The organism is Crenobacter caeni (genome assembly GCF_010435965.1).
GTDB lineage: Bacteria > Pseudomonadota > Gammaproteobacteria > Burkholderiales > Chromobacteriaceae > Craterilacuibacter > Craterilacuibacter caeni.
The window spans coordinates 211,943-229,069 of the sequence record NZ_JAAGAA010000001.1; the positions used below are offsets into that span (position 1 = coordinate 211,943).

At 69.1% G+C, this 17,127-nt stretch carries 14 protein-coding genes; 11 read left to right on the top strand and 3 right to left on the bottom strand.

Going from position 1 to position 17,127, the window contains the following annotated elements:
* Nucleotides 1-275 precede the first annotated feature (275 nt).
* The 3 genes from GZH52_RS01005 to GZH52_RS01015 all read left to right on the top strand — a co-directional run bounded on the left by GZH52_RS01005 (nucleotide 276) and on the right by GZH52_RS01015 (nucleotide 3,517).
* Nucleotides 276-2,354: a prolyl oligopeptidase family serine peptidase gene (locus GZH52_RS01005; protein ID WP_163314688.1), complete on the top strand. Its 2,079-nt coding sequence runs from the start codon at nucleotides 276-278 to the stop codon at nucleotides 2,352-2,354.
* Nucleotides 2,355-2,433: 79 nt separating this feature from the next.
* Nucleotides 2,434-2,799 (top strand): cupin domain-containing protein, encoded by a 366-nt coding sequence (locus GZH52_RS01010; protein ID WP_163314689.1) that lies wholly within the window; start codon nucleotides 2,434-2,436, stop codon nucleotides 2,797-2,799.
* Between the two features lie 223 nt (nucleotides 2,800-3,022).
* Nucleotides 3,023-3,517 carry a universal stress protein gene (locus GZH52_RS01015; protein WP_163314690.1) on the top strand — a complete coding sequence of 165 codons (495 nt, stop codon included), beginning with the start codon at nucleotides 3,023-3,025 and terminating at the stop codon, nucleotides 3,515-3,517.
* A 33-nt stretch (nucleotides 3,518-3,550) separates the two neighbouring features.
* On the opposite strand, the gene GZH52_RS01020 is transcribed toward GZH52_RS01015, so the two are convergent.
* Complete coding sequence (locus GZH52_RS01020; protein WP_163314691.1) at nucleotides 3,551-4,312, bottom strand: TlyA family RNA methyltransferase; 762 nt, start codon at nucleotides 4,310-4,312, stop codon at nucleotides 3,551-3,553.
* A gap of 296 nt (nucleotides 4,313-4,608) precedes the next feature.
* On the opposite strand from GZH52_RS01020, the gene GZH52_RS01025 reads away from it, so the two are divergent.
* The 5 genes from GZH52_RS01025 (at nucleotide 4,609) to GZH52_RS01045 (ending at nucleotide 11,528) form a co-directional block, all read left to right on the top strand.
* Nucleotides 4,609-6,147, top strand: coding sequence for a glycine betaine uptake BCCT transporter (locus tag GZH52_RS01025; protein WP_163314692.1), 1,539 nt, complete (start codon nucleotides 4,609-4,611; stop codon nucleotides 6,145-6,147).
* 53 nt (nucleotides 6,148-6,200) lie between these two features.
* Entirely contained in the window at nucleotides 6,201-6,851 is a 651-nt protein-coding gene (locus GZH52_RS01030) for a YceH family protein (protein WP_163314693.1), read from the top strand.
* 74 nt (nucleotides 6,852-6,925) lie between these two features.
* Nucleotides 6,926-7,459, top strand: a complete 534-nt coding sequence (locus GZH52_RS01035) for a YfaZ family outer membrane protein (RefSeq protein WP_163314694.1) — start codon at nucleotides 6,926-6,928, stop codon at nucleotides 7,457-7,459.
* 180 nt (nucleotides 7,460-7,639) lie between these two features.
* Nucleotides 7,640-9,805, top strand: a complete 2,166-nt coding sequence (locus tag GZH52_RS01040) for a UvrD-helicase domain-containing protein (RefSeq protein WP_432417423.1) — start codon at nucleotides 7,640-7,642, stop codon at nucleotides 9,803-9,805.
* 16 nt (nucleotides 9,806-9,821) lie between these two features.
* Nucleotides 9,822-11,528, top strand: a complete 1,707-nt coding sequence (locus GZH52_RS01045) for a response regulator (RefSeq protein WP_163314696.1) — start codon at nucleotides 9,822-9,824, stop codon at nucleotides 11,526-11,528.
* 1 nt (nucleotide 11,529) lies between these two features.
* On the opposite strand, the gene GZH52_RS01050 is transcribed toward GZH52_RS01045, so the two are convergent.
* Together GZH52_RS01050 and GZH52_RS01055 are read right to left on the bottom strand one after the other, a co-directional pair.
* On the bottom strand, nucleotides 11,530-12,150 hold the full coding sequence (locus GZH52_RS01050) for a DUF4136 domain-containing protein (RefSeq protein WP_163314697.1): 621 nt from the start codon (nucleotides 12,148-12,150) through the stop codon (nucleotides 11,530-11,532).
* A 136-nt stretch (nucleotides 12,151-12,286) separates the two neighbouring features.
* Nucleotides 12,287-13,357: a BMP family ABC transporter substrate-binding protein gene (locus tag GZH52_RS01055; protein WP_163314698.1), complete on the bottom strand. Its 1,071-nt coding sequence runs from the start codon at nucleotides 13,355-13,357 to the stop codon at nucleotides 12,287-12,289.
* A gap of 220 nt (nucleotides 13,358-13,577) precedes the next feature.
* Between GZH52_RS01055 and GZH52_RS01060 the strand changes: the two genes are divergently transcribed.
* Genes GZH52_RS01060 through GZH52_RS01070 form a run of 3 tightly spaced genes read left to right on the top strand, consistent with a single transcriptional unit; the run spans nucleotide 13,578 to nucleotide 17,072 of the window.
* Nucleotides 13,578-15,113 (top strand): ABC transporter ATP-binding protein, encoded by a 1,536-nt coding sequence (locus tag GZH52_RS01060; RefSeq protein ID WP_163314699.1) that lies wholly within the window; start codon nucleotides 13,578-13,580, stop codon nucleotides 15,111-15,113.
* Complete coding sequence (locus tag GZH52_RS01065) at nucleotides 15,100-16,191, top strand: ABC transporter permease (RefSeq protein ID WP_163314700.1); 1,092 nt, start codon at nucleotides 15,100-15,102, stop codon at nucleotides 16,189-16,191. The genes GZH52_RS01060 and GZH52_RS01065 overlap by 14 nt, the downstream gene beginning before the upstream one ends.
* On the top strand, nucleotides 16,188-17,072 hold the full coding sequence (locus GZH52_RS01070; RefSeq protein WP_163314701.1) for an ABC transporter permease: 885 nt from the start codon (nucleotides 16,188-16,190) through the stop codon (nucleotides 17,070-17,072). Before GZH52_RS01065 ends, GZH52_RS01070 begins: the two co-directional genes overlap by 4 nt.
* The last annotated feature ends 55 nt before the right edge of the window (nucleotides 17,073-17,127 follow it).

The window sequence follows — 17,127 nt, forward strand, 5'->3', positions numbered from 1 at the left end:
TTCGCCTGCAGTCCAGGTCATTCGAAATTTGAAATTACAGATTTCAATAAAATTCTGCGTGAACTTTCATTTTCGCACGAATTAGGTAAAGATTTAAAGGTTGTGCCATCGCCCATCACGTCGGAGGCATTTCCGAAGTAGCTGTCGCATCCCCGACTATCATCTGTGCAAACGCATCTGGAAACTTACCCTGGCCCGCGAGGGTTTGGGTAAGTAGCTGCCTGCCGCGGGTTTGCGTGGCATCATCGCCCCCATTCATTCGCAGCGACGATGCCATGACCCCTCACGACCCCTACCTGTGGCTGGAAAGCCTGGACAGCCCCGACGCGCAAGCGTGGGTGGACACGCAGAACCTGAAGACGCGCCAACTGCTGGATGCCGACCCGCGCTGCGCGCCGCTGACGGCCGAGATCCTCGCCCACCTGCAGGACACCCGGCAGATCCCGTTCTTCGCCGAGCACGACGGCTGGCTGTACAACTTCCACCAGGACGAGGCGCATCCGCGCGGGCTGTACCGGCGCACCACGCTGGCAGCCTACCGCGCCGGCGGCAACGACTGGCAGCCGGTGTTCGACCTAGACGCGCTGGCCGAGGCCGAAGACTGGTTCCTCGACGGGGTGTCGCACTGCACGCTGGTGCCTGCGCGGGCGATGCTGTTTTTGACCCGCGGCGGGCAGGACGCGACGGTGTGCCGCGAGTTCGACATCGAGGCGGGCGACTTCATCGACGACGGCTTCAACTTCCCCGAGGGCAAGAGCCATATCGCGTGGCGCGACGCAGACAGCGCGCTGGTGTGCCCGGGCTGGCAGGGCGCGCCGTTGACGCGCGCCGGCTACCCGCGCGAAGTGTGGCGGGTGACGCGCGGCGAGGGCGGGCAGCACGCGTGGGTGAAGCTGTTCGCCGCGGGCAAGGGCGCGATGATGGTCGCCGCCTGGCGCTACCTCGACGCGGACGGCGCGCCGCTCGACATCATCGAGGCGTCCGATTCCTTCTACCGCAAGACCTACCACCTGATCGGCTCCGACGACGGCACGCACGCGCTGCCGCTGCCCGAGCGCGCCGACATCGAGGGCTATCTGCACGGCGAACTGCTGGTGAAGCTGGCCGACGACTGGGCGTGGCAGGGCAACGAGTACCGCGCCGGCAGCCTGCTGGCGGTGGCGCTGCCGGCCCTCACCCCCCTCGCTACCCTCACCCCCGACCCCTCTCCCGCAGGGAGAGGGGGGGCGACCGTATCTCTGGGCCGGGTGCAGGTGCTGGTGGCGCCGCACGACAAGTGTTCGGTCGAGTCGGTCGAGACCACCCGTACCAGCGTGGTGGTCAACCTGATCGACAACGTCAAAAGCCGCCTGGTCGCGTTCGACCGGGTGGATGGCGCGTGGCGCGAGCGCGCGTTGCCGGTGCCCGACAGCGGGGTGGTCGAGTTCGCCGACCAGCCGTGGGATACGGACATTATCTGCTACAGCTTCAGCGATTTTCTGACGCCGACCGGGCTGTGGCGGCTCAACGTCGCCACCGGCGAGCAGGAAGTGCTGCGCGCGCAGCCGGCGGCGTTCGACGCGTCGGCTTTTGTTGCCGAGCAGCACAGCGCGCTTGCATCCGACGGCACCGCGATCCCGTACTTTGTCGTGCGCGGCCGCCACACGGTGATGGACGGCCGCACGCCGACGCTGATGTACGGCTACGGCGGCTTCGAGGTGCCGATGCTGCCCTATTACGTGGAAAACTTCGGCCCGCACTGGCTGGAGAAGGGCGGCGCCTTCGTGCTCGCGTGCATCCGTGGCGGCGGCGAGTTCGGCCCGGCCTGGCACCAGGCGGCGCAGGGGCCGCGCCGCGCGGTGAGCTTCGGCGACTTCATTGCGGTGGCCGAGGACCTGGTCGCGCGCGGCCTGACCAGCCCGCGCCGCCTGGGGATAGAGGGCGGCAGCAACGGCGGCCTGCTGGTCGGCGCGTGCATGGTGCGCCGGCCGGCGCTCTTTAACGCGGTGGTGTGCGAGGTGCCGCTCCTGGACATGCTGCGCTATACCGAGCTGCTGGCCGGCGCGAGCTGGATCGACGAGTACGGCGACCCGGCCGACGAGGCCGAGCGCGCGGCGCTGGCCGCGTACTCGCCCTACCACCATGTGCAAGCCGGCGAGCCTTACCCGCTCGCGCTGTTTACCACCAGCGCCAAGGACGACCGTGTCCACCCGGGGCACGCGCGCAAGATGGTCGCGCGGCTGCAGGCGCTGGGGCACGACGCGCTGCTGATCGAGACGGATGCCGGCGGCCACACCGGCAACGCGCAGCAGGCGCAGACGGCCGAGGAGCTCGCGCGGGTACTGGTCTACCTGTACCGCCAGCTGATGGACTGACCGGGCAAGTCATCCGCTTGTGCCTGCGGCGGGTTTTATGCCAAAGTTGTCGAAAATATTAGACAGCAGAGGAGAAACCATGCAGCAGGTCAGCGATATCGTCGTGTTTGCCCGCCACCCGGTTCAGGCCGAGTCTTTTGTCGCCGCCCCCGAGCGGCGCCTGGACGGCGAGTGCCGCCAGCGCGTCGAGAACCATTACTCGGACGAGAGCGGCCAGTTCCACGCCGGCATCTGGTCCGGCGGCGTCGGCCGCTGGAAGGTGCGCTATACCGAGCACGAGTTCTGCACGCTGCTCTCGGGCAAGGTGCGCGTCAGCGACGATACGGGCGCGTCGGTGCTGCTGGAGGCGGGCGACCACTTCGTGATCCCGGCCGGCTTCGAGGGCGTGTGGGAGGTGATCGAGCCGGCGAGCAAGACTTACGCCGTGTTCGAGACGGCGCGCTGAGAGCCTGTTCACGGTCTGCTGCGCATCAGCGATACGGCGTTAAAAACGGCTTCGAAATGCTCATGTACAAGCTGTACACTCCGCTTTCTCAGCCGTTTTCGCCTTGTCTCGCTCTCGCTCGCGAGACCGTGAGCACGCTCTGACACCGTTTATTTGATCTGGGTGAAGACGGCCTGCGCTGGCGCACGCCACAATGGCCGGGAACCCAACAGAAAGGACCGCTATGTACCAGAACATCGTGATTGCCCTCGACGGCAGCCATAACGCCACCCTCGCGCTGAACGAGGCGATCGAGCTGGCGAAGGTGACCGGCGCGCGCCTGATCCCGGTGCACGTGGCGAGCCTGCGCGACATCAGCGTCGAGGGCGTCGGCATGCTCGGCAGCCACGACCTGCACACGCTGGCGCAGACCCGCGGCCGAGACATCCTCGCCGAGGCCGAGTCGGAAATCCGCAAGGCGGGCCTAGACAAGGTCGAGACGGTGATCGTCGAGAGCTGGGACGGTGGCAAGGAGATGGCGCGCATGCTCATCGACGTTGCCCGCGAGCGCGGCGCCGACCTGATCGTGCTCGGCACCCACGGCCGCGCCGGGCTGATGAACCTGCTGATGGGCAGCTTCGCCGAGACCCTGCTCAAGGTCGCAACGCTGCCGCTCTTGATTGTGCGCAACCCGCACGATGACGACGAGCAGGTCAGCGCCAAACGGCCGATCCTGTAAGCCTTCCCTACACCCCCGCTACACGCGGGGGTTTCAGTTCTTGCGCGCGGCGAGCACGAAGAATTCGCGGTTGCCGTCGCCGCCCTTGATCGGGCTGTCCAGCCACTGCTGCGCGGTAAAGCCTTCGGCGGCCAGCGCCGCGTCGATCTTGTCCATCACCCGCGGGTAGTAGCGCTCGTCGCGCACGATGCCGCCGCGGGACACCCCTTCACGTCCCACTTCGAACTGCGGCTTGACCAGGCTCAGCAGCCGGCCGCCTTCTCCCAGCAGCGGCAGCGCCGAGGGCAGGATCAGCGTCAGCGAGATGAACGACACGTCGCACACCATCAGGTCGAACGGCTCGCCTTCGTTGGCCGCGAGCAGCGTCGCTTTATCGAGCGCACGCGCGTTGACGCCTTCGAAGCAGCGCACCCGTGCGTCGTCGCGGATCCGCTGCGCGAGCTGGTCGTGGCCGACGTCGACGCCGACCACGCGGCGCGCGCCGGCCTGTAGCAGGCAGTCGGTGAAGCCGCCAGTCGACTGGCCGACGTCGAGCGCGGTCAGCCCCGTCACGTCGACGCCGGTCGCGGCGAGCGCGCCCTCGAGCTTGAGCGCGCCGCGCGACACGTAGCGGTCGGCGGCGTCGGGGACGATGTCGAAGCGGGTGTCGGCCGGCAGCTTCTGGCTGACCTTGGCGACGGCCGAGAGCTGCCCGTCCGCGTCGATGCGGACGCGGCCGGCCTCGATCAGTTTTTGCGCGGCGGTGCGCGAGGCAGCGAGCCCCTGTTCGACCAGCAGCAAGTCGGCGCGGATCATGGCATCTCCCGGAGGGTTGGCAGGGCGGGCAAGGGTCGCGCTGCCGGCGCCCGCCTGTCAAGCGTAGCGGTCTTGATTTGCATCAAGTTGCCCGAGATGATAGCCTTGGCTCGCACTCTATGCATTTTGAGTGATTTCAGTTCGGGTTTTTCCCGTCAATTCGTAACGCCCGTACCGCGGGCAAGGCGGCCATCCGGCCGCATCGGCTCACCTTGGGTCATCCGTCCAACCACCGGTCCGGCGTTCGTGCCCCGGCGTACTGGCGCGCACGGCAAAGGACCACTCAAGGAGCAATTATGGTTCTTCGCATTTCCCTGGCACTGACCGCGCTGTTTGTCCTGATCGGCGCCTTGCTGCCGGACCTGTTTGGCCAGGCGACCGGCGCGCTGCTCACGCTGACCATCGAGCGCTTCGGCTGGTTCTACCTGCTGGCCGTGTTCGGTTTCCTGCTGTTCACCATCTACCTCGCGTTCAGCCGCTTCGCGCAACTGCGCCTGGGCGGCGAGGACGCCGAGCCAGAATTCTCGCGCGGCACCTGGTTCGCCATGCTGTTCTCGGCCGGCATGGGCATCGGCCTGGTGTTCTGGGGCGTCGCCGAGCCTCTGTCGCACTTCGTCTCTCCGTCGCGCGGCGTCACCGCGTCGACGCCGGAGGCGGCGCGCATGGCGATGCACGCGTCGTTCTTCCACTGGGGACTGCACCCGTGGGCGATCTACAGCGTGATGGGCCTGGCGCTTGCCTACTTCAAGTTCAACCGCGGCGCGCCCGGCCTGATCAGCGCGGTGTTCCGCCCCTTGCTCGGGCGTCTGGTCGACGGTCCGCTCGGCTACGCGATCGACACGCTGGCGGTACTGACCACCGCCTTCGGCGTCGCCACGTCGCTCGGTTTCGGCGCGCTGCAGATTGAGTCCGGGCTCGCCTACCTGTGGGGTGTACCGCAGAACGGCTGGACCACCTTCTGGGTGGTCGCCGGCGCGACCGTGCTGTTCGTGCTCTCTTCGCTGACTGGCCTCTCCCGCGGCATCCGCGTCCTGTCCAACCTCAACCTGTGGCTGGCCATCGCCCTCTTGCTGCTGTTGCTGGTGCTGGGGCCGACCGGCTTCATCTTCGAGATCTTCACGACCACGCTGGGCGACTATCTGGACGATTTGATCGCGCAGAGCCTGCGCTTGACGCCTTACTCGCAGAACGGCTGGGTCGCCGGCTGGACGCTGTTCTACTGGGCGTGGTGGATCACCTGGGCGCCGTTTGTCGGCATGTTCATCGCGCGCGTCTCGCGCGGGCGCACCATCCGCGAGTTCGTGGTCGGCGTGCTCTTGGTGCCGACGCTGGCGAGCTTCGCGTGGTTCGCGGTGTTCGGCGGCAGCGGCCTGTGGCTGCAGCTGTTCGGCTCGGTCGACCTGGCTGCCGCGGTCGGCGACAACACGGCAACCGCGCTCTACCACCTGTTCGACGCGATGCCCGGCGGCGCCTTGCTCTCGACGGTGGCGATGCTGCTGGTGCTGAGCTTCTTCGTCACCTCGGCCGACTCGGCGACCTTCGTGCTGGGCATGCTCTCGTCCGGCGGCAGCCTCAACCCGTCGGCGCGCGTCAAGGTGGTGTGGGGCGTGCTGGTCGCGGCCGTCGCGCTGATCCTGCTCGCCAGCGGCGGGCTCAAGGCGCTGCAGAGCGTGGCGATCGTCACCGCCTTGCCGTTCTCGCTGATCATGGTCGGCATGTGCGTGTCGCTCTATCGGGCGCTGTCGGCCGAGGCGCGCGCGCTCCATCGCCACCAGCGCGAGATCGCGCACGAGGTCGAGCGGCTGATGGCCGCGCGCGGGAGCGGCCGCGACTGATGCGCGGTGGCGGCTTTGGTGCGATCATGGGCGCCTTAGCCTAGGAGCGCACCATGGACGCATACGAACTCGATCCGGTCGACGTCAGGGTGTTGGGCTGCCTCGTCGAAAAACAGGCGCTCACCCCTGACAACTACCCGCTGACCCGCGCCAGCCTGCTGGCCGCGTGCAACCAGAGCACCAGCCGCGAACCGGTGATGAGCCTCGGCGAGGCCGAACTGTCCGCCTCGCTCGACCGCCTGCTCGCGCGCCGCCTGATCGGCGAGCGGATGCCGGCCGGCAGCCGCGTCGCCAAGTACGAGCACCGGCTCGGTTACGAGTGGAACGTCGACGGCGCGCGCCTTGCCGCGCTCGCGCTTCTGATGCTGCGCGGCGCGCAGACCGCCGCCGAGATCCGCGCGCGCGCCGGGCGCATCCACAGCTTCGCCAGCGCCGACGTGGTCGAGACCGCGCTTGCGGCGCTCGCCGACAAGTACCCGCCGCTGGTCGTCCACCTGCCGCGCCAGGCCGGCGAGCGCGAGGCGCGCTGGGCGCACCTGCTGTGCGGCGAGCCCGTCGCCGAGGCCGCGGCAAGCGCGGTGCCGGACGCCGGCTGCGACGCGATCGTGGTCGGGCTGACCGGCCGCGTCGCCGCGCTGGAAGCCGAAGTGGCCGCGCTCAAGGCGCGCATCGCCGAACTGGAGGGTGCGCTCGGCCGCGACTGAGCGCCGCCCTGCATCGCGACGGCCGCCTGCGCGGCCGTCGCCGTTTTCAACATCCGTACCCATAAGGAAAACCCATGTCCCGTTCCCTGATCGCCGCCGCCCTGCTGGCGGTGGCTGCCGGCGCCAACGCCGGTGACCTGACCATTGCCGGCAACGAACACGGCGGCTTCGTCAGCCGCACGCCCACAGGCTTCGGCCCCGGCATCACCCTCGACTACCTGCAGACCGACCGCCACCAGGACGCCAAGGCCGGCGGCGTCGGCCTCACCTTCGGCCTGCCGGTGCCGTTCGCCCGCGTCGACGTGGGCGCCAAGGCGATGTGGCTCGACGCCTACGGCGACGCCAGCGCGGGGATGGTCGGCGGCCGCGTCAGCGTCGATCTGCCGCTGTCGCTGGAAGGCTTCGTGCAGGGCTACTGGGCGCCTGAAGCTGCCGCCAGCGGCAGCGTGCACAAGGTGAGCGACGCGATGGCCGGCGTGCGCTGGAAGCCGCTGCCGCTGGTCGGCGTCGAGGCCGGCTGGCGCGAATTCAAGGTCGAGCGCAACGACGCGCGCCGCGACGCCAAGCTCGCCGACGGCGCCTACGTCGGCGTCAGCGTCGGCTTCTAAGCGCTGCCTACACCCGGCTGCGCATCGCGTGCGGCCGGGCTAATCACGGCCCGGAAACGCCCGTGTACCGTGTGTGCACCATGCTTTCCGGGCCGTTTGTGCCGGGCTTCGCCAAGGCTTGCGGGTGCGTGGGCCGGCGGCAAGCCCGGCGGCCCCGCCGCATCATGTAGAATCGGGGTTTTGTTTCACGCAAGGTCCCGACCCATGCCCGCCGACCTTCTCGCCGGACTCAACCCCGAACAACTGCGTGCCGTCACCTGGCCGGCCAAGAGCGCGCTGGTGCTCGCCGGCGCCGGCAGCGGCAAGACGCGGGTGCTGACCACGCGCATCGCGTGGCTGCTGTCGACCGGACAGGCGAGCCCGGCGTCCATCCTGGCGGTGACCTTCACCAACAAGGCCGCGCGCGAGATGCAGACCCGCCTGTCGGCCATGCTGCCCGTCAACACGCGGCAGATGTGGATCGGCACCTTCCACGGCTTGTGCAACCGCCTGCTGCGCGTGCACTACCGCGACGCCGGCCTGCCGCAGACCTTCCAGATCATGGACTCGGGCGAGCAGATGTCAGCTGTCAAGCGCCTCATCAAGCAGCTCGAGTTGTCCGACGAGAAGTTCCCGCCGAAAAATGTGGTCGGCTTCATCAACAGCAACAAGGAAGCCGGCTACCGCGCCGACAAGGTGCAGGCGATCGACCCGTATACCCGCAAGCTCGCCGAAATCTTCGCCGCGTACGACGCGCAGTGCCAGCGCGAGGGCGTGGTCGACTTCGCCGAACTGTTGCTGCGCGCGTACGAATTGTTGAGCCGCAACGAGGCGCTGGCGAGCCACTACCGCGAGCGTTTCCGCCATGTGCTGGTCGACGAGTTCCAGGACACCAACCGCCTGCAGTACGCGTGGCTGAAACTGTTGGCCGGCCGCGACAACGCGCTGTTCGCCGTCGGCGACGACGACCAGAGCATCTACGCGTTCCGCGGCGCCGAGGTCGGCAACATGAAGTCGCTGCTCGCCGACTACGGCGTCGAGGCGCCGGTGCGCCTCGAGCAGAACTACCGTTCGGCCGGCAACATCCTCGCCGCCGCCAACGCGCTGATCGAGCAGAACGACGGCCGGCTGGGCAAGAACCTGTGGACCGACGCCGGCGAGGGCGAGCCGATCCGCCTGTACGAGGCTTTTTCCGACAACGAGGAAGCCGAGTTCGTCTGCGACGAGGTGAGGGCGCTTTCGCGCGACGGCTGGGACCTGTCCGACCTCGCGGTGCTGTACCGCTCGAACGCGCAGTCGCGCGCGCTCGAGCACGCGCTGGTCAACGCCGGCATCGCCTACCGCATCTACGGCGGCCTGCGCTTTTTCGAGCGCCAGGAGATCAAGCACGCGCTGGCGTATTTGCGCCTGGTATCCAGCCCGGACGACGACAACGCGCTGCTGCGCGTGATCAACGTGCCGGCGCGCAAGATCGGCGCGCGCTCGGTCGAGCAGTTGCAGGCGGCCAGCCGCGAGCAGGGCATCACCCTGTGGCAGGCGGCGTGCGCGGGCGGCGCCGGCCGCGGCGCGGTGGCGGGCTTCGTGATGCTGATCGAAAGCTTGCGTGCCGAGCGCGAGCGGCTGAACCTTGCCGAGATGATCAGCCTGATCATCGACCGCTCGGGGCTGCGCGCGATGTACGAGGCCGACCGCAAGGACGGCGAGGAGCGCCTCGCCAACCTCGACGAACTTGTCAACGCGGCGACCGGCTTTGTCGCCGACGAGCCGGGCATGGAGGTGGTCGAATTCCTGACCGCGGCGAGCCTGGAAGCGGGCGAGCACCAGGCCGAGGCCGGCGAGGACGCGCTGCAGCTGATGACGGTGCACGCGGCCAAGGGGCTGGAGTTCGGCGGCGTGTTCGTCACCGGCCTGGAAGAGGGGCTGTTCCCGCACGAGAACAGCCTCTCCGACCGCAAGGGCCTGCAGGAGGAGCGCCGGCTGATGTACGTGGCGATCACCCGCGCGCGGCGCCGCCTGTACCTCAGTTGCGCGCAAAGCCGCATGCTGCACGGGCAGAGCCGCTTCCCGATCCGCTCGCGCTTCGTTGACGAGCTGCCGCCGGCGCTGATCCACACGCTGTCCGCGCCCAAGCCGGCGCCGGCCGCGCGGCAGGCGGCGTGGCTCAACGAGACGCCGGCGTGGGCGAAGGCGAAGCCGGCCGCCGCCGGCGGCTTCTCGATCGGCCAGAGCGTCAGCCACGCCAAGTTCGGGCTGGGTGTCGTCGTCAACGCCGAGGGTGGCGGTGACGAGGTGCGCGTGCAGGTGAACTTTGCCGAGCACGGCCTCAAGTGGCTGGACCTGCGCTATGCCAAACTGAGCGCGTGTTAAGCGCCAGGAGACACCGATGCGCAGCTCATCCCCGTCGACCTCGTTCCAGACGCTGACCAGCGGCCGCGCGGCCCCGTCCGGCGCCGAGGAAGCGAATCCCTACCGCAACAAGCTGTTCCTGGTGGTCGACAGCGTGCCGGAGATGCAGCGCGCGCTGGCGATGACGCTCTCAAGCTTCGGCGCCGAGCGCGTCGAGTACGCCGGCCGCGCGTCGGACGCGCTGGCCAAGCTCGGCCACTACGACTTCGACGTGGTGCTGTGCGACTACGACCTGGGCAAGGGCTACGACGGGCTCTACCTGTTCGAGGAGGCGCGCGCGCGCAACCTGATCAAGCAGTCCTGCGTGTTCATGGTGGTGACCGGCGAGCGGCGCGCACAGCGGGTGATCTCGGCGGCCGAGCTCGCGCCGGACGACTACCTGCTCAAGCCGTTCACCGGCGAGGAGCTGCGCGTGCGCCTCGAGCGCGCGCTGCGCCGGCGCGAGGCGTTCCGCGTGGTCGACGACGCGATCATGCGCTTCGAGTACATGGAGGCGATCGCCGGCTGCGAGCGCGAGACCGCCGCGCGCAGCGAGTTCTCGCTCGACTTCATGCGCCTGAAGGGCAGCCTCTGCCTGAAGATCGGCGACTGGGAGCGCGCGCGGACGCTCTACATGTCGGTGCTGCAGCTCAAGCCGGTGACCTGGGCCAAGCTGGGCCTCGGTAAGGCGCTGACCGGCCTCAAGCAGTACGACGAGGCGAGGCTGTTGTTCGAGGAGGTGCTGCGCGACAACGACCGGGTGATGGAAGCGTACGACTGGCTGGCGAAGATCGCGCTGGCCAACCACGACGGCGAGGCGGCGCAGGGCGTGCTCGCCACCGCGACCCGCCTCTCGCCGGTGGTGGTGCGCCGCCAGAAGCAGCTCTCCGAAGTCGCGCTCGCCAACGGCGACCTGGAGGCGGCCGAAACCGCGTGCACGGCGACGCTGGAGCTGGCCCGCTACAGCTGGCACCGGGACCCCGCGTTGTACGCGACGCTGGCGCGCGTGCAGCTCGCGCGCGGCGACAAGGCCGGCGCCGCCCGCACGCTGGGTACCCTGCGCCGCGACTACAAGTACGACAAGGCGGGCGAGTGGATGGCCGACGTGGTCGACAGCCAGTTGCAGCGCGCGCAGGGCAACAAGCGGCGCGCCGAGCAGCTGATCGCGCAGGCCGGCGACAGCCTGCCCAAGCTGGAGGGCGAGGTCGGCAGCGACGCGCTGCTCGAATACGCGCGCACCTGTTACCAGCAGGGACGTGCCGAGGCGGCCGACGCGGTGGTGAAGAAGCTGGTGCGCAACCACCACGACGACGAGGCGCTGCTCGGCCGGCTGGGCGGCATGTTCGACGAGGTCGGCCGTGCCGAGGCCGGCCGCGAGCTGATCGCCAGCAACGTCGAGAGCGTGGTCGGCCTCAACAACGCGGCGGTGCGCGCCGCACACGGCGGCCACTTCGACGAGGCGATCGCGCTGTTCGCGCGCGCGCACGCCGACCTGCCGGACAACCTGCAGGTGATGCTCAATATGTGCAACGCGATCATGGCGCAGCTGGTGCGCCAGGGCTGGCACGAGAGCCACGCGCGCAACGCGCACGCGCTGTTGCAGAAGGTGCGGGGCCTCGCGCCGGACAACGGCAAGTTCCAGAAGCTGCTGCAGGGCTGGAACGCCCTGATGGCGCAGCAGGGCCGGCGCGAGTGGGTGGTGTGAGCTACTGCGCGGGCGCGGTGGGCAGCAGCGCCGCCTGCTGCAGCGTCTGGCCGAGCGTCTTCGCGTAGGACTGCGCGGACGCGGCGACCGACGAGGGGTCGAACGCCTGCATGTCGCCCGACCACAACAGGCGGCGGCTCTTCACGTCCCACAGCGAGGTCTGGGTGTCGGCGAGCTGGTAACTTTGCAGCATCGGCACCGACCACGGCCCCTGGTAGAAGCCGTACCAGCCCCACATCGGCCCCGGCCCCCACACCGGCTGGTCGACCACCCGGTAATCCGTCTTCAGCGGCATCAGCCGCACCAGCAAGAGTGCCTGCGCCTGGCTGTCGGCCAGCGCCTTCTCCAGTACCGGTTCGGGCAAGGGCGCGCTGCTGGGCGGCAACAGCGACCACGCCGGCGTCGCGTTGACACCCCGCGTGTTCATTTCCTGCGCGACGGTGTCCTCGAACACGCGCCGCTCGGTGGGGCTGCCGCCGACGGCGAGCACCACGGCGCTCCTGATCGGGCCGCCGGTGTAGCCGGGGTCGCGCCACTGGCTTTGCACGGTGGTCTGCGTCGCGCACGCGGCAAGGGTACCGGCGAGCACGCCGGCGGCCATGAATCGGCTGGGGTTCCACATGGTCCTGTCTCCACAAACGCGCGCCTTCTGCGCGCCACCCATGCAGTATGGGCGAGGGCGTAGCCATCAGCATGCCATAAACGCAAAAACCCCCGCGCGAGGCGGGGGCAGGGTGCAGGCACGGGGCAGGATGTGCTTACTTCGGGATCGACCCTTCGACACCCTTGACGTACCAGTTCATGGTGTCGACGCCCTTCTGCGGCAGCACCTGGCCGGCGGCGACCATGGTCTTGCCGGCCTGGTCGACGATCGGGCCGGTGAAGCTGTGGAACTTGCCGGCGGCGAATTGAGCCTTCTTGGCGTCGAACTTGGCGAGCAGCGGCTTGGGTACCGCCGGGTTGACCGACACCACGTCGACCATGCCGTCCTTCACACCCCAGTCCACGCTGTCCGACTGCCAGTTGTTGGCCAGCACCGCCTTGGCCGAACGGGTGTAGTAGCCGCCCCAGTTGATCACCGACGCCGCCAGTTGCGACTTCGGGCCGAACTTCTTCATGTCGGTATCCCAGCCGAACGCGTACTTGCCCTTCTCCTGCGCGGTCTGCACGATCGCCGGCGAGTCGGTGTTCTGCGCCAGCACGTCGGCGCCCTGCGCGATCAGCGTCTCGGCGGCCTGGCGTTCCTTGGCCGGGTCGTACCAGCTGTTCACCCACACCACCTTGGTCTTGATCTTCGGGTTCACGCTCTGCGCGCCCAGCGTGTACGCGTTGATGTTGCGGATCACTTCCGGGATCGGGAAGGAGCCGACGAAGCCCAGCGTGTCGCTCTTGGTCATGCCGCCGGCGATCACGCCCATCAGGTACGAACCCTCGTAGGTCTTCGGGTTGTAGATGGCGACGTTCTTCGCCGTCTTGTAGCCGGTCGCGTGCGCGAACTTCACCTGCGGGAAGGCCTGCGCGACCTTCTGGGTCTGGTTCATGTAGCCGAACGAGGTGGTGAAGATCAGCTTGTTGCCGGCGGCGGCGAGCTGGCGGATCACGCGCTCGGCGTCTGCGCCTTCGGGCACGCTCTCGACGTAGGTGCTCTTGATCTGGCCGGGCAGCGCCTTTTCCATCGCCTTGCGGCCGAGGTCGTGCGCGTGGGTCCAGCCGGCGTCGCCGACCGGGCCGACGTAGACGAAGCCGACCTTTAGCGGTTCGGCGGCGAGGGCGGGCGCGGCGAGGGTGCCGGCGATGATGGACGCGATAAGGGTACGGCGGGACAGCATCGGGGGTCTCCTGGGAGTGGTGGTAAACCTCTGAACGAGCAAGTGCCGTGCCATCCGCCATCGGTCGCGGCAGAAGATGACCATCGGGTAGGGACGCGCGCCGGCGCCGGCATTATAAACCTCATTGTCAAACAAATGTTTGGTGGAAAATGCCAAAGGATTTACCATTGCGCCTTGAGTCACACCGGCCCGGCCGGACCCGAAAGCGGAGTACCCGATCATGACTGCGCCTCCCGCGCCGCCGCGCCTGCTGCTTTCCGGCATCAGCAAGCGCTATCCCTCGGTCGTCGCCAACGACGACGTCCACCTCGACATCGCGCCGGGCGAGATCCACGCAGTGCTCGGCGAGAACGGCGCCGGCAAGAGCACCCTGATGAAGATCATCTACGGTGTCACCCGCCCGGACAGCGGCGAGATCCGCTGGGAGGGCAAGCGGGTGCACATCGACAGCCCGGCCGCCGCGCGCGCGCTGGGCATCGGCATGGTGTTCCAGCATTTTTCCCTGTTCGAGACGCTGACCGTCAGCGAGAACGTCGCGCTGGCCACCGGCCTGCCGTCGGCGGGCCTGTCCGAACGCATCCGCGAGGTGTCGAACCGCTACGGCCTGCCGATCGACCCCGAGCGGCTGGTGCACAGCCTGTCGGTCGGCGAGCGCCAGCGCGTCGAGATCGTGCGCTGCCTGTTGCAGTCGCCGCGCCTGCTGATCATGGACGAGCCGACCTCGGTGCTGACGCCGCAGGCGGTGCGCCAGCTGTTCGCCACCTTGCGCCAGCTCGCCGCCGAGGGCTGCTCGATCCTCTATATCAGCCACAAGCTCGACGAGATCCGCGAGCTGTGCGAACGCGCGACCGTGCTCAGGCAAGGCCGGGTCAGCGGCGAGGCCGACCCGCGGGTCGAGAGCAACGACAGCCTAGCGCGGCTGATGATAGGCAGCGAGCTGCCGTCGTGCCCGCTGCCGCCGGGCACCCCCGGCGAGGTGCGCCTCAAGCTCGACGCGGTGTCCGCCAAGAGCGAAGACCCGTTCGGCACCGCGCTTGATGGCGTGTCGCTGGAAGTGAAGGGCGGCGAGATCTTCGGCATCGCCGGCATTTCGGGCAACGGCCAGCAGGAACTGCTGCGCGTGCTCTCCGGCGAGACGTTAAGCGAGAAGGCTGGCGACGTGCGCATCGCCGGCGTCGAGGCCGGCCGGCTGGGGCCGGCGGCGCGGCGCGCGCTGGGACTGGGGCTCGGTTTCGTCCCCGAGGAGCGCCTGGGCCGCGGCGCGGTACCCGCGCTGAGCCTCGCCGACAACGCGCTGCTCACCGGCGCGCGTGGCGCGGGCCTCACCAAGGGGCCGTGGATCCTGCGCGGCAAGGTGAACGCGTTCGCGCGCGAGATCATCGCGCGCTTCAGGGTGAAGACGCCAGACGAGACCGCCGCCGCGCAGAGCCTGTCCGGCGGCAACCTGCAGAAATTCATCATCGGCCGCGAGGTATTGCTCTCGCCGGCGGTGATGGTCGCCGCGCAGCCGACCTGGGGCGTCGACGTCGGCGCCGCCGCGCTGATCCGCGGCGCGCTGGTCGATTTGCGCGCCAAGGGCGCGGCGGTGCTGGTGATCTCCGAAGAGCTCGACGAGCTGTTCGAGATCTGCGACCGCATCGCGGTGCTCGCCGACGGCCGGCTCTCGCCGTCGGTGCCGACGCGCGACGCCAGCGTCGAGCTGATCGGCCGCTGGATGAGCGGCGACTTTACGGAGGTGGGTCATGTTCAAGCTTGAAGCGCGCCCGGCGCCGTCCGCGCTGATGCGCGTCGCCTCGCCGCTCTTTGCCGCGCTGGCGATGGCGCTGACCGGCGCGCTCTTGTTCTGGGCGCTTGGTCAGCCGGTCGGCAAGGCGTTTTACGCGTTTTTCGTGCAGCCGCTGACCACCGCCTACGGCGTCGGCGAATGGCTGCTCAAGGCGACGCCGCTGTTGTTGTGCGCGCTGGGGCTGGTGATCGCCTACCGCGCCAATGTGTGGAATATCGGCGCCGAGGGGCAACTGGTGATGGGCGCGATCGCCGGCGGCGGCGTCGCGCTGGCCTTCCCCGACGCCAGCGGGCCGTGGTTGCTGCCGGCGATGCTGGCCGCCGGCGTTCTAGGCGGCATGGCGTGGGCGGCGGTGCCGGCCTTCCTGCGCACGCGCTTTCACACCAACGAGATCCTGGTCAGCCTGATGCTGGTCTACGTGGCCGGCCTGTTGCTGCGCTACCTGGTCGGCGGCCCGTGGCGCGACCCGGACGGCTTCAACTTCCCGCAGTCGAGGATGTTCGGCGAGGCGGCGGTGCTGCCGCTGCTGCACCCGGAGATGCGGGTGACGGTGGTCGCCCTCTTGGCGCTCTTGCTCACCGGCGGCGTGTGGCTGTTCCTCGCGCGTACCTGGCTGGGTTTCCGGCTGACGGTGGCCGGGCAGGCACCGGCGGCCGCGCTGTACGCGGGCTTCGGCCAGAAGCGCAACGTATGGATCGCGCTGCTCGCCTCCGGTGGTTTCGCCGGGCTTGCCGGTGTGGCCGAGGTGGCCGGGCCGCTTGGCCAGCTGCAGCCCTCGGTGTCGCCCGGCTACGGCTTCGCGGCGATCATCGTCGCCTTCGTCGGCCGCCTGTCGGCGCCGGGCGCGCTGCTGGGCGCGCTGTTGATGTCGCTGCTGTTTATCGGCGGCGAGACCGCGCAGATGGAGCTGGGCCTGCCCGCGGCGATCACCGGCCTGTTCCAGGGCTTGCTGCTCTTCTACCTGCTGGCGGCCGACCTGTTCGTCAACTACCGGCTGCGCAGGGTGAGCCCTGCGGCCACCCCCGCCCTCAAGGAGGCCACGCGATGAACGAAGCGTTCGTAGTCGCCCTCGTGTTGTCGACCGCCGCCGCGGCGACGCCGCTGATCCTCGCCGCGCTGGGCGAACTGGTCGTCGAGCGCGCCGGCGTGCTCAACCTCGGCGTCGAGGGCATGATGCTCGCCGGCGCGGTCAGCGCGTTCGCGGTGACCACCCACACCGGCAGCGCCACGGCCGGCTTCGCCGCCGGCATGGGCGCCGGCCTTGCGCTCTCCGCGCTGTTCGCGCTGCTCTCGCTCGGCCTGATGACCAACCAGGTCGCCACCGGCCTCGCGCTGACGCTGTTCGGCGTCGGCCTGTCGGCGTTCGCCGGCCAGCCCTTCGTCGGGCAGGTGGTGTCGGCCGGCGTGCCGCGCGTGCTGGGGCTGGACCTGGTCGCGTGGCTTGCCATCGCGCTGTGCCCGCTTTTGTGGCTGTTCCTGCAGAAGAGCCGCGCTGGCCTGTTGCTGCGTGCGGTCGGCGAGCGCCCCGAAGTGGCGGACGCGATCGGCTTCGCGGTGCGCCGCATCCGCCTCGCGGCCGTGCTGTTCGGCGGCGCGCTGGCGGGCCTCGCCGGCGCCTACCTGTCGCTCGTCAACACGCCGATGTGGGCGGAGGGGATGACCGCCGGACGCGGCTGGATCGCGCTGGCGCTGGTGGTGTTCGCGACCTGGCGGCCGCTCAGGGTACTCGCCGGTGCGTGGCTGTTCGGCGGCATGACCGTGCTGCAGCTGCATACGCAGGCGCTGGGGCTCGCCATCCCGTCCGAGTTCCTGTCGATGCTGCCTTACCTCGCGACCGTGGTCGTGCTGGTGCTGATCTGCCGCGACCCGCGCACCATCCTGCTCAACCAGCCGCTGTCGCTGGGCAAGCCCTACCACCCGGACCGCTAGGCGTCCGTCGCGCCGAACGGCCGGGAAGGCGTGGACCTTGCGCTTTCCCGGCCGT